This is a genomic window from Monashia sp. HAY1-5C, assembly GCF_056755255.1.
The window spans coordinates 1-12,779 of sequence record NZ_JBPGXG010000130.1 but is presented as its reverse complement, the minus strand read 5'-3'; the positions used below and the strand labels follow the sequence as shown (position 1 = coordinate 12,779).

General features: G+C 74.6%; 11 protein-coding genes. 4 read left to right on the top strand and 7 right to left on the bottom strand.

Annotated features, from left to right (window positions below; genetic code table 11):
- Positions 1-421: integrase core domain-containing protein (locus ACR9ZK_RS17265; protein ID WP_481343183.1), on the top strand; the 421-nt coding region annotated here is incomplete at its 5' end.
- Between the two features lie 45 nt (positions 422-466).
- On the top strand, positions 467-613 hold the full coding sequence (locus ACR9ZK_RS17260; protein ID WP_481343182.1) for an HNH endonuclease signature motif containing protein: 147 nt from the start codon (positions 467-469) through the stop codon (positions 611-613).
- Positions 614-866: 253 nt separating this feature from the next.
- Here ACR9ZK_RS17260 and ACR9ZK_RS17255 read toward each other — a convergent pair whose 3' ends face one another.
- The 3 genes from ACR9ZK_RS17255 to ACR9ZK_RS17245 all read right to left on the bottom strand — a co-directional run bounded on the left by ACR9ZK_RS17255 (position 867) and on the right by ACR9ZK_RS17245 (position 5,807).
- Positions 867-1,832 carry a cation diffusion facilitator family transporter gene (locus tag ACR9ZK_RS17255; protein WP_481343181.1) on the bottom strand — a complete coding sequence of 322 codons (966 nt, stop codon included), beginning with the start codon at positions 1,830-1,832 and terminating at the stop codon, positions 867-869.
- Positions 1,833-1,968: 136 nt separating this feature from the next.
- Positions 1,969-4,299, bottom strand: coding sequence for a glycoside hydrolase family 31 protein (locus tag ACR9ZK_RS17250; protein ID WP_481343180.1), 2,331 nt, complete (start codon positions 4,297-4,299; stop codon positions 1,969-1,971).
- Between the two features lie 92 nt (positions 4,300-4,391).
- Positions 4,392-5,807 carry an FAD-dependent oxidoreductase gene (locus ACR9ZK_RS17245; RefSeq protein ID WP_481343179.1) on the bottom strand — a complete coding sequence of 472 codons (1,416 nt, stop codon included), beginning with the start codon at positions 5,805-5,807 and terminating at the stop codon, positions 4,392-4,394.
- An 81-nt stretch (positions 5,808-5,888) separates the two neighbouring features.
- Here ACR9ZK_RS17245 and ACR9ZK_RS17240 point away from each other — a divergent pair, with 81 nt between their 5' ends.
- Positions 5,889-6,287 (top strand): cupin domain-containing protein, encoded by a 399-nt coding sequence (locus ACR9ZK_RS17240; RefSeq protein WP_481343178.1) that lies wholly within the window; start codon positions 5,889-5,891, stop codon positions 6,285-6,287.
- Between the two features lie 21 nt (positions 6,288-6,308).
- Here ACR9ZK_RS17240 and ACR9ZK_RS17235 read toward each other — a convergent pair whose 3' ends face one another.
- The 3 genes from ACR9ZK_RS17235 to ACR9ZK_RS17225 form a co-directional block, all read right to left on the bottom strand.
- Complete coding sequence (locus ACR9ZK_RS17235) at positions 6,309-8,180, bottom strand: hypothetical protein (protein ID WP_481343177.1); 1,872 nt, start codon at positions 8,178-8,180, stop codon at positions 6,309-6,311.
- A 242-nt stretch (positions 8,181-8,422) separates the two neighbouring features.
- On the bottom strand, positions 8,423-9,535 hold the full coding sequence (locus ACR9ZK_RS17230) for a hypothetical protein (protein ID WP_481343176.1): 1,113 nt from the start codon (positions 9,533-9,535) through the stop codon (positions 8,423-8,425).
- Between the two features lies 1 nt (position 9,536).
- Entirely contained in the window at positions 9,537-10,109 is a 573-nt protein-coding gene (locus ACR9ZK_RS17225) for a hypothetical protein (RefSeq protein ID WP_481343175.1), read from the bottom strand.
- Positions 10,110-10,353: 244 nt separating this feature from the next.
- On the opposite strand from ACR9ZK_RS17225, the gene ACR9ZK_RS17220 reads away from it, so the two are divergent.
- Positions 10,354-11,124, top strand: coding sequence for a hypothetical protein (locus ACR9ZK_RS17220; RefSeq protein ID WP_481343174.1), 771 nt, complete (start codon positions 10,354-10,356; stop codon positions 11,122-11,124).
- A 22-nt stretch (positions 11,125-11,146) separates the two neighbouring features.
- Here ACR9ZK_RS17220 and ACR9ZK_RS17215 read toward each other — a convergent pair whose 3' ends face one another.
- Complete coding sequence (locus ACR9ZK_RS17215) at positions 11,147-12,646, bottom strand: MFS transporter (protein ID WP_481343173.1); 1,500 nt, start codon at positions 12,644-12,646, stop codon at positions 11,147-11,149.
- Positions 12,647-12,779 lie beyond the last annotated feature (133 nt).

The window sequence follows — 12,779 nt, the reverse complement described above, 5'->3', positions numbered from 1 at the left end:
CGATGACCACTCCCGCGTGGCTTACGCCGAGGTCCACGACGATGAGACCGCCACGACCGCCGTCGCGGTCCTGCGCCGCGCGGTCACCTGGTTCGCCGACCGGGGCATCACGGCCCAACGAGTGCTGTCTGACAACGGCGCCGCGTACCGCTCCCACCTGTGGCGCGACACCTGCACCGAGCTGATACTCACGCACACCCGGACCCGGCCCTACCGCCCCCAGACCAACGGCAAGATCGAACGCTTCCACCGCACCCTGGCCGACGGATGGGGATACGCCCGCTGCTACGCCTCAGAACACGAACGGCGAGCCGCTCTGCCAGCATGGCTGCACGAGTACAACCACCACCGACCCCACACCGCCTGCGGGAACAAGCCACCCATCACCCGCTTAACCAACCTGTCGGGTCAGTACAACTAGAACCGCCGCCTGACCTGCTGAGACACGAACCCAGTTTGCGGAAGTGTGTGCCACCACGTCGTGCACTGGCGGCACGGCGGCGGCACGGCCGTGTCGAACGGCGCGCTCCTGTGCCCTCGACACCACACCGAGGTCCACGAGCGTGACCTCACAGCGACGGTCACGGCGTCCGGAGTCACCTGGCACACCTGAGTCACCCGCCCCGCACCCTGCCGGCAACGGCGGGGTCGTAGGGCTGCCCAGTGGTCTGTCGTCGCGCTGCCCAGTGGCCTGCCGCCGGGCCGGGCCGGGCCGGGCCGGGGCAGGAGGCCGGTGCATGGGAGCAGGGACGGGGACCGTGGCGGGGTCGGCGGGCTGCCCAGGGGCTGGCTGCCGTCGGGGCAGGGCCAGGACCGGGGCCAGTGCCGGGGTGTGGCGAGGCGAGGCGCGGTCGCGCGCCCACGGGTCAGGCTGCCGGGGCGGCGTCGGCGTCGAGGGTGGGGGCGTCCGGGCGCGACAGCGTGACCACGGCCCGCTCGATGACGTCGGAGTCCTCGATGCGGCGGCCGATCGCCGTGAGCTTCGCGGCGACCTGCGACTCCGTCTCGTCGCCGACGAGGTCGACGGCCGCGACGAGGAGCATCCGGCTCGGCCCGACGAACTCGAGATGCAGGAAGGTGACCCGCTCGACCTCCGGGCTGCCCTGCAGCTCCCCGAGAACGCGTCGCCACAGCTCCGGCCGCACCGTCTCGCCGACGAGGAAGTCCCGGTTGCGGCCGATGAGGTAGATCGCGACGACGCCGAGCAGGAGGCCGACGAGGATCGAGCCGAGCGCGTCCCAGACGGCGTTGCCGGTCAGCTGGTGGAGCATGATGCCGGCGCCTGCGATGAGGATGCCGATGAGCGCCGCGGCGTCCTCGGCGAACACCGCGCGCAGCGTCGGGCTGGACGTGTAGCCCAGGTAGGGCAGCGAGTGCAGCCCGCGCCGCTTGGCCTCGGCGCGCGTCTGCCGCGTGGCCTGGACGAAAGAGACGCTCTCGAGGACGAACGCGATGCCGAGCACGACGTACGCCCAGACGTAGTCGGTCTCGGCCTCCGACGACGTCAGCGCCTGGATGCCGTGCCACACCGACACGACCGCCCCGGCGCCGAACAGCCCGAACGCCGCGAACATCGACCACACGTACGCCTCGCGGCCGTAGCCGAAGGGATGCTGGTCGTCACGCGGCTTCGCGGCACGGCGTTCCGCCTTGAGCAGGAAGATCTCGTTCCCCGCGTCGGCCCACGAGTGCGCGGCCTCCGCGACCATCGACGCCGAGCCGGTGATCGCGGCGACGACGGACTTCGCGATCGCGATGAGGGTGTTCGCCGCGAGCGCGACGATGACGGTGAGGAGGCTCTCGCCACCCGAGGACTTCGCGTCGTCGGCCATGTCGGCATCCTTACCCCACCCCCGCGGCGCCTCAACCCACGAGCGCGGTGGACGCGCCCGCTCGACGGCGGCTACCCGGCCGTACCCGCCGGCGCGGCGGGTCGCCCCTCGACCGTCGGCCCTCGACGCGGGCCGGTCATGCTAAGGACGCCGTGTGGCGGAGCTCGCGGAAGGACGTCCGCCGGTGACCCGCATGCGGCTCCCCCGACGTCTCGTGGGCGACGGTCGTCTCGCCGTCGGCGCGGGTCACGGTGACCGTCGTGACGAGCTGCGGCACGCCCTCGCCCGCGGTGAGACCGTCGTCCTCGACCAGCGTCGAGGTCCAGCGTCCGTCCACGACCGGCTCGAAGACGTGCAGCTCGATCGTCTCGGGCGCGTAGCCGTCGGTCGACGCCGGGGCCTCCTCCCACATCGGCACGACGGCGCCCGCTCGGGCGAAGAGCGGGATCCGCTCGAGCGGCGTCTCGACCGTGATCGTCTGCCGCCCCTCGTGCAGCTCGCCGGTGTGCCAGTCGTACCAGGGACCGTCGGGCAGGTACACGGTCCGCGACGTCACGCCGGCCTCGTACACCGGTGCGACGAGCAGGTCGCGGCCGAAGAGATACTGGTCGTCGACGTCGACGACGGCGGGGTCGTCCTGGTGGTCGAGGACGAGCGGACGCTGCACCGGCTCTCCGGTCTGTGAGGCACGGACGAAGGCCGAGTAGACGTAGGGCATCAGGCGGTAGCGCAGCCGGACCGCCTCGCGGGCCAGCTCGTGGATCTCCGGCCCGAACGACCACGGGTACTGGTCGATGTTGTCGGTCTCGGAGTGGTTGCGGCAGAAGGGAGTCAGCGTGCCCATCTGCATCCACCGCAGGAAGAGCTCGGCGTTGGTGTCTCCCTGGAAGCCACCGATGTCGGCGCCGACGAAGGGCTGGCCGGACAGGCCGAAACCGCAGGCCATCGGCATGCTGACCCAGAGATGGTCCCAGCGGGCCTGGTTGTCGCCCATCCAGTTGGCGGCGTACCGCTGGATGCCGGCGAACCCGGACCTCGACAGGATGAAGGTGCGCGCCTCGGGCCGCACCTTGCGCAGTCCCTCGAGCGTGCCCATCGCCATGAGCATCGCGTACTGGTTGTGGAAGCGCTCGTGCGTGGCGCGGCCCTTGTCGAAGAGCATCGCTCCCGGCGGGATCTCGCCGGTCGCAGGCTCGTTCATGTCGTTCCAGATGCCGGCCAGTCCCGACTCCACGTGGCGGGCGTTGAGCTCGCCCCACCAGGCACGGGCCTCGGGTGTCGCGAAGTCCGGGAAGACCGTGTTGCCCGGCCACACCTGGCCGATGTACGTGTCACCGCCCTCCGTGCGGCAGAAGACGTCCTCCTCCAGCCCGTCGTCGTAGACCTCGTAGCCCGGGTCGTGCTTGACGCCCGGGTCGACGATGGTCACCGTCCGAAAGCCTTGGTCGGCCAGGCTCTTGAGCATGCCCGCGGGGTCGGGGTAGCGGTCGGAGTCCCAGGTGAAGACGCGGTAACCGTCCATGTAGTCGATGTCGAGCCAGACGGCGTCGCAGGGGAACTCGTCATCCCGGTAACGCTTGGCGATCACCTCGACGTCCTGCTGCTTGTAGGCGTGCCAGCGGCAGTGGTGGTAGCCGAGGGCCCAGACGGGGGGCAGCGACGCGCGCCCGGTGAGCCACGTGTACCGCTCGATGACCGAGGCCATCGACGGACCGGCGAACACGTACTCGGCCCACTGCCCGCCGCGGAAGGAGATGCGGTACTCGTCGTCGTCGCTGAACGCGTAGTGGCCGCGGTAGCCGTTGTCGACGAACGAGCCGGCCACCGCACCGGACCGGGCGGAGCGGTGGTGGAAGAACGGGATCGACACGTAGTACGGGTCGAACTCGGTGCTCGTCATGTCGGCCCGCGGGTCGTCGGCGGCGAGCCCGGCGCGGAACTCGGCGGTCGCGTGCTCGTTGAGGACGTCGGTGTTCCACAGCGTGAAGTCGCGGCCGCGGCGGTTGAGCCGGCCACCCTTCTCCCCCAGGCCGTAGATCGCGTCGTCGCGGCCGATGCGGCGCCGCGTCGTCCACGCGTCGTTGAGCGTCGCGTACGTCCAGTACCGGCCCTCGGCGTCCGGCGCCGACTCGACGACCGGCGAGCCGTCGGTGCGGTGCACGTCGACGCGGAACGGGTCGAGCCACAGCGTGACGACGAGGCCGGCCGTGCGCAGGCGCCACGCGTCCGGCCCCTCCTCGACCGACCACTCGACACCACCGCCGAGGGGCCGGGACAGCGGGTCGACGCACACGGCGTGGGTCGGCTTCTCGTCGAAGGCGCCGCCGCGGCTCATCCACAGCCGCACGACGTCGTCGCGCACCGCCTCGACGAGGAAGGTCTCGCCGTGGAGGCGGGCGCGCAGGCCGTGCTCAACCTGCTCGACCGAGTCGACGCGCTCGAAGCGGATGAAGTGGTCGGTCCTCATGGTGCTGGTCCTCGCTGGCAGGGGACGGGCCGAAGACCACCGTATGCGGTGCCCCACCAGGCGACGCAATGCTGAACGAGCCGAGAGGTGGTTCACGGAGACGGCGGGCCGACGCGCGGGTGCACGACCGGCGCCCCGGTCGCCACGGGCGAGCGCCCGGCGTGGCGCACGACGCGCGCGACGAGCACCGGCCGGGCGAGGGCGGTCGGCGGGTCGGCCAGCTGGATGACGCGGTTGAAGGCGCGCGCCACCTCCACCGAGGAGTGGCTCGCGCGGACGACGCGGCGCACGTACGCGTTGAGCGCCGACGACCCGGGCGGCCGCGGTCCGGTCGTCGCGGGGTGCCCGAAGTCACCGCCGACGGCGATCCGCCACGGTGCGTCGATGACGCGGGCTGCCTTGCGGTAGAAGCGTTTCGGCAGGTCAGGCGAGCGAAGGCCGGAGGCATCGGATCGCGCGACCAGCTCCGTCAGGACCCGGCCGAGGGCCTCCGCCTGCAACGCCGACGACGTCATCCCCTGCCCGTAGATCGGGTCGAAGCTGCACGCCGCGTCGCCGAGGCTGACGATGCCGGGCACGGGGTCGCGCACCTTCTCGTGGTGGCGCCGCTGGCTCGACGGGAACCGGTACGTCTCGACGTCGCCGACCCGCTCGCAGCGGTCCAGCAGCTGGCGCACCACGGGCGAGGGCAGCCCCGCCGCGAAGGCCCGCATCGACGCGTCCGTGGACCCCGGCGAGTCGCCGTGCACGCCCGCGAGCGTGACCTGCCACCGGTCGCCCTCGACCGGCAGCGCCGCACCGGCGCGGAAGGAGCCCGGGTTGTCCTGGCAGACGACGAACGTGCCCTCGAAGTCGTCCGGTCCGCGGTGCAGCAGGCAGGACGCGTAGGCGATGTCGATGCCGACGCGGGTGACGGGCGGCACGACCACCCCGGCCTCGACGAGGTCGTGGGCGATGGCCGAGCTGCGTCCCGAGCAGTCGACGACGAGGTCGGCCGGCCGCTCGACGCCCCCGGCGACGACCCCCGTGACCCGCACCGGCGCGGTCTCGGACAGGGTGACCCGCTCGACCCGGACCCCCGACTCGACGGTGACGTTCCGCAGGGCGGCGACCCGCGACCGCACGACGTCCTCGAGCAGCGGACGGGACATGCTGAGCACCGGGCGACCCCAGTCGCCGCGGGCGCGGTAGGCCCCGCCCTGGTGCACGTACGCGCTCCGACCGTCCGTGGCCACGGCCCCACGCGCGACGAGCTCGTCCTCGATCCCCGGGAACCACACCCGGAGCCGGTCCAGACCCGCGGACAGCAGCAGGTGCAGGTGCCGACCCTGCGGCACGCGTCCACGCGGGCGCACGTCCTCGGGAAGGCGCTCGCGCTCGAGGACGACGACCTCCGCGACGTGGTCCGCGAGCACCCGGGCGGTGAAGAGCCCGGCCGTGCCCGCGCCGACGACGACGACGCGTCCGACCCGCTGCCCCCGTGCCTCATCCCTCTGCCGCGCTGCCACCGCACCTCCCGACGTCGAGCCTCCCCCGAGGCTAGGGCCGCCGAACTGCCGGACGCGGCCGTTCCGGGGTTTGATGGGCCCATGAGCGACCCGCACGACCCGGCCACGCCCTGCACCCACGTCGGCGGCGACGAGCTCACGCCGGCCGACCCGACGCCCGGCATGGCGCGGAAGGTGGCGCTGCACACCGAGACCATGTGGTCCGGCACCGTCGACACCGAGGCCGGGGCGACCTCGGGCTGGCACCACCACGGCGAGCACGACACGACGCTCTACATCGTGTCCGGGCGGATGCGCCTCGAGTCGGGGCCGGGCGGTCGCGACGTCGTCGAGGCGGGTCCCGGCGACTTCCTGCGCGTCCCCGCCGGCGCCGTGCACCGCGAGTCCAACCCGGGCGACGCGTCGTCGCGGGCCGTCATCGTCCGCTGCGGCTCCGGAACTCCGACGGTCAACGTCGACGGTCCGGCACCGGAGCGCTGACGCCCCAGCCTCTCACGCTCGTCACGCCTGCTGGGCTCCCGCGCCGGGCATCCGCTCGGCGCCGGCCGAGTGGAGGGCGCGCCGGCACGCCTCGACGATGTCGGCGATCGACCCGTCGCTGTCGACCGACCGTTCCAGCGCCATGACCTCGCGCTGGTGCCCCACGACCCGCAGGCCGCCCGGCACCGCCGAGGAGACGACGAGCGGCATCGGGTCGGCGTCGGGGTGGCGCAGCGACACGTCCTCCCGGTCCAGCGTGCCGACGTAGATGGGCTCGACCGAACGGCCGTTGGGCGTCGGCCGCACGACGACGACGCGCACGGCATCGCTCGCGATGGCGATGCTGTCGACGTGCTTGGCCGCCGCGAGCGTCGCCGACGCGAGGCCCGACGCGTACGCGACGTTGCGCTCTCGTGCCGTGCGCGGTCGCCACACGTGCCGGCCCGTCGCCGTCCGCTCGAGGACCTCGTCGGGGATGACGACCGGGGGCGGGAACCGCACGAGGACGGACACGTACGGCCGGCCGGTCGCGGGGTCGTGGCCCGCATCGATGCACGTGACCTCGCTGCCCGACAGGCGCATCGCCTCGTCGACGACGGCCACGACGGTGGCCGGGTCGTGCTCGCGAAGGAGACGCCAGGCGCCGTCGGCGATGACCCGCCGGCGGTCGGAGAGCACCCAGCGCGCGATCCGGGTGGCCCGCACGACCTCCGCCGCGCGCTCGCTCGCGACCTCGCGCCGACGCTGGATCTCCTCCCGCTCGATGCCTCGCTCGGCCGCGCTCTCGACGTCGAGCGCACGACGCAGGATCGCCTCCTCGTCGGCGTCCGAGAGCGACGCCCGGGGCGCGGGCGCCGGCCCCCGCAACGGACGGAACGCCTGCCGGTGCAGCGAGCGCAGCTCCGCCTCGACCCTCGCCGCGGCAGCCTGGTCACCGTCGCGACGGGCCGCGAGCGCCCGCCGGAGCAGGTCGCCGGTGGCGACGGCGGCCCGCGAGGAGCGGATGGTCGCGATGCCCTGCTCCGTGGTGCCGGCCGCCGGTCCGTCCTCGCCCCTGGAGCGACGCAGCAGCATCCGGATGCCGCGCTCGCGCCCTCCGCGTTCGCCCGGACCTCGCCCCGGACGGCCGTCCTGCGCAGGGTCCGGGCGAACGGACGCCTCGGACCGGTCGGCGGCGCTGGCGACGAGCGCGGGCGTCATGAGCTCGGTCAGGGCCGCGGCCACGTCACCGCCGAGCCGGAACCGGACCCGGAACCCCGACGGGTGGGCGACGATGCGCAGCAGCGGCGACAACCGGACCGTCGAGACCGCCGCGCTCGTGGCCGCCCGGTCGACCACCGGCAGCGGTGCCCGCAGCCTCGAGTCGAGGACGGCAGCCGGGTCCGCGCCGACGGGCGTGCCCTCGAGCGCCGCCAGCGCGTGGCCGCCATCGAGGGCCGAGGCGTCGAAGGCGTCGAACGCGCCACGGGGTCGGTAGTACTCGCGCCCCGAGCGCTTGTACACCCCCGACCCGCGCGCCGCACCACGGAAGGCGGCACCCGCCGAGCTGCCGTACGTGCCACCGCCGGCCGGGCCACCGGACCCCGGGCTCGCATGCATCGAGCTGCCGTAGCCGCCGTGCATGGCACCGCCCCGGCGTCCGCGCTCGGGGAACAGGGCCGCGAGCGAGACCGTCGACTGGGCCGCCACCGTCGCGACGGGGAAGGAGACCTGGGACAGGCGGCCCAGGTCACGCACGCCGCGCGGTACGTCCGGTTCGCCGTCCATCGTCCAGAACGTCCAGCGCACCGGCGGATCCGGCCATTCCGGTTCGGGCAGCCAGTCGTCCGCCGGCACCCACGAGGTCGGCGGCGCCGGCCACCCCGGCGGCGGGTTGAAACGTACGGTCAGCACAGGGCCCCCTAGACCCTGCCTCGTCACCCGCCCCCACGGGAACCGAGACATCGCCCGGCACGCCACCGAGGCCGGTTGCCTGTACGTGCCGTTCGCAGCGTAACGCCGTCACGGGTTCCGTTGCAGCGGAGGGCAGTCCGGGTTCCGCACGTGTCCCGATGTGTCCCGATGTGTCCCGCCGACGTCTCCGTCGCCGGGCCCCGCCGATGTCGCTGTCGTGTCCTCCGGGCGGCCGAGAGCGGTCAGCCGCCCTCGACCGCACCGCCGAGGGCGGCGTCGACGGCTTCGTCCTCGAGCGCGGCGACGCACGCGCCGACGACCGCCTCGATGTCCGCCTCCGGCTCGAGCGGGGCCAGGTCGTTGGTCGCTCCCTCGAAGCGCATCGGCCGGGCGGCGGCGCTGACGAGCAGGGGCAACGGGTCGGCCGAAGCCGGCCGCAGCGTCACGGCCTCGCGGCTCAGGCTGCCGAGGTAGACCGGCTCGAGGCCGGTGCCGCCCTCGGTCGGGCGGACGACGAGGACGTGGACGTCGTCGGCGGCGACGGCGACGCTGATCGCGTGGCGTGCCGTCGCGAGGGCGAGCGAGGCGAGCCCGCCGAGGTAGACGGCGTTGCGCTCGGCCGGCGTGCGGCGGCGCAGCATCGGTCGCCCGTTGCCCGACAGGCCCGGGCCGCGCTCGCCGACGATGTCCGGACGCGGGTAGCGGGCGACCACGGTGACGTAACCGCGCGCGCCGTCCTCGGACCAGCCGGCGTCGATGCAGGTGCACGTCCCGCCGGCCGCGGCGAACTCCGCGTCGAGCTCGGCGACGACGGTGACCCGGTCGTTGCGGGCGAGGTCGGCCCACCGGTCCTCGAGGGCCGTGGCGCGATGCTGCCCGACGACGGCGTGGGACACCTCGGCGGCGGCGGCGAACGCGTCGGCCTGCACCTCGGCGTCCTGGCGAGCGGCCGAACGCGCCGAGAACCGGAACACCGGCACCGGCCGGCGCGCGGCGCGCAGGGCCCTGCGGTACAGGTCCTTGCGCTCGTGGCCCTGGAGCGGTCCGACCGGCTCGGGCTCCGGACGGCGCCGGGGGGTGTGGGTCTGGAGGTGGAGCGAGGCGAGCGTCGTCTCGACCTCGGTCAGGGCGTTGACGTCGCTGCCGCGCTGCGCGGCCAGCGCCCGCACGGCGAGCGCGTCGAGCGACACCGGGGGGACGCTGGTCGTGCCGCGCGACCCGACGCCGGTGCCCATCCAGCCACCGGGGCCCGCGAGGGGGTCGGTGGAGGAGGCACCGGCGGCGAGCGACGCGCGCAGGCCGGACGCCGTGGAGCCGAGCCGCACCTCGGGTGCGACCCTGATCTGCGGCTCCACGTCAGACGTCCACCCTGCTGACCGGGAACCGGAGGCCGTCGACGGCCCACGCGTCCTCGGGTGCCGGACGCGCCGCGGGACGCGGAGGCGTCACGGGTGCGGCCGGCGCGGGCAGGGTCTCGTTCTCGGGGACCGGCGTGGCCTCGACCGTGGTGGTGGGAGCCACCCCGGGCTGGGCCACGCGCTCGGACGCCCGGAGCCGGGCGAGCCAGGTGCCCCGGTCCGTGCCGTAGGCCGCCACGACGGACCGGGGAGGGGCACCCAGTCGCGGCGGACGGGGCTCGAACCGCCTGGCACCGCCCGGCCCGGCCGGGCCGACGGCGCGGAGGGCATCCCCGGTGTCGACGGCGTCGATGGCATCGATGGCACTGACCGCACGCGACCCCACGGGGAGTCCGGCGAGCACGTCGCCGACCAGACCGCTGCTCGCCACCCGACGCGGGTCGACGACCGTCCAGAACTCCCAGTCCTCGGGTGGCACAGGCCAGCTGGGGTCGGGCATCCAGTCGTCACCGGGCGCCCATGCTGCGGGCGGAGCCGGCCATCCGGGTGGGGTGTTGAAGCGCACGGACATGGTCATCCCCTTTGAACGCGAACCTCGGAGCACCCCCGTGCTCCACTCCCTCTTGGCGAAAGGTACGACGCCGGACAGCGCCTCCGTCGCGAAATGGACAAAACCCACCTTTCGGGAGGCGCTCCCCGCCGGCTGCGCCCGGCCGGCAGCGACCTCGCCGGGGCGTGCGGCTCAGGGGTCGCTCGGGGACGGCTCGGGGTCGACCCCGATGGGCAGGACCCGCCGGGGACCCCACGCTGGGAGCATGACGACGACTCTCCGCTCCCGACCCGTCGCGGCCCACCACAGCCGCGACACGTCGCGTGGCACCGGCACCTCCGGCATCACGATCGCGCCGGGCACCCTCGGGGTTCCGGGCGCCGACCGCACCCCTCCGGTCGCCCGCACCGGACCCGCGCCGCTGCCCGACCGGGGTCGGGTGCTCGCGTTCGTCGCACCCCTCGCCCTGTTCGTCCACGGCATCGTCGCGTGGGTGCTCGGCCTCGGGTCCCCCGCCGCCACGGGCATTGACGGCGCGGTCGCCGGCAGCGACACCGGCAGCGGCACCGGCACCGTCTCCCTCGCGCTCGGGGCGAGCCTCGACGGGGCGGACGTTGACCGGCTCGCGCCCGTGGCGTCGGGACTGACGCTCGTCGTCGCCGCCGCCGCGTTCTGCTGGCTCGTCGCGGCGCTGGGCACACGCCTCGAGCACCTGCGGATCGGCGTCCCGGCCACGGCCCTCGCCGCGTTCGGCGCCGGCGCCACGGGCGCGGTGTGGCTCGGCCAGGCGGTCGGGCTGCTCGGTTCGACCCTGCCCGTCGCCCTCGTCGTCGGCGGCCCGGTGCTCGTCGCCGTCGGCCTGGCCGCGGTGCTCGCGGCCCTGACCCTCGAGGGACGCCTGCCGGTGGGGTCGGCGGCGCTGGCAGCCGTCGGAGCCGTCGCCATCGCGGTGCCGTGGGGCCTGCTGCCGCTCGGGGCGCTCCTGCTGCTCATCGCGCTCGGCCCGCTGACGCGTCCGACCGCGCTCCCCGCCTGACCGACCCGGCCCTCCTCGTCGGTCAGGGGGTGCGGGTCCGACGGAGGGCGCGGACGGTGCGGACGAGCAGGACGAGGGCGACGAGCTGGCTGACGGCGACGACGGCGACGAGCCAGGGCAGCGACCGGTCGTAGAGCCAGCCGGACACGAGGCCGCCGACGACGGCGAAGGCGCCCTGGACGCCGGCGAAGACACCGTACGCGGTGGCCCGCCTCGGCGCCTCGACGACCTCGGCGACGAGCGCCTTGACCGTCGAGTCCTGGACGCCGTACGCCAGTCCCCACACCGCGACGCCGACGAGCGCGAGGGTCAGGGAGCCGGTGAGCGCGAGCGGAGGCACGAGCGCGACGAGCACCGGTACCGCGAAGAGCACCGCCCCGCCGAACCGGTCGTACCCGACGCCGACACCGAGGGCCGCGAGCGCCTCGACGCCCATCGCCCCGGCGTAGACCACCGGCACGGTGGCCACGGGCACGAGACCGGCGACGGTGAGGTGGTAGCCGATGAGGCCGAACGTCACGAGGCCGGCGGTCGTCAGGCCCGCGGCGAGCGCGTACCGGAAGAACGAGGGCGGCAGACCCGCGCCGACGGCGTCCGCGAACCAGCCGCGCACGCCGCCGACGCGTTGTCGAGGACGCGTACCGTCGGCAGGCACCGACGGGTCGGCAGGCGTGTGGCCGTCCTTCGCGTCCGTCACCGACGCGGCGGCGAGCACGGCGTCGGCCGCGAGCGCCTCGGTGGGCGCGACCGCGTCGGTCGTCCCGGCGTCGATGGTCCCGACGTCTGTCTGGGCGTCGGTGCTCGACGTGTCGGTGGCCGCAGCGGGAGGCGCGGTGTCGGTCGGCTGGGGGTCGTAGACCGCCGGGTCGGGCACCCGCGCCCGCATGACGGCGAGCAGGACCATGGCGGCGACCCCGGGGACGGCGAGCACGAGCAGGCCCGGCCAGATCGCGCCGGCGGCCGCGACCACTCCGGCCACGAGCAGCGGGCCGGCGAACGCGCCCACCTGGTCGAGGGCCTTGTGGACCCCGAAGCCACGTCCGCGCCCCACCGCGGTGGCGACGTGGGCGAGCAGGGCCGACTTGGACGGGCTGCGCACCGCCTTGCCGGCGCGCTCGAGCAGGATGAGGACCGCGGCGAGGACGAGTCCGGCGCCACCGACGAACGGTGTCACGGCGAGCAGCGACACGCAGACCGCGGTGAGGCCGTAGCCGGCGATGGTCAGGCCCCAGTAGCGGCCGGTGCGGTCGGCGAGCGGACCGAAGACGAGACGCAGGGCCAGCGCCATCGCCTCGCCGGCCCCGGTCACGAGCCCGACGACGACCGCGCCCGCGCCGAGCGAGGCGAGCAGCGGGCCGTACATCGACCGGGCGCCCTCGTAGACCATGTCGGCGGCGAGGCTGACGAACCCGAACCACCACACCACCCGCCACGCGGACCAGCGCGGCGCCCGCGTCGGGGACGCGGCGGACGACGGGACCGGCGAGGCACCGGGTCGGGCCGGTCGGAGGGGTTCGGTCATGGTGGGCAAGGTAGCAACGGCGGCCTAGCCTGATCCGGTGAGCAACCCCGACCGCAACCCCGACGAGGTCACCTGCGAGAGCCGCGACACCGGCGGCCACGACCCCGTCGTGCTCCCCTACCGCGACGTGCCC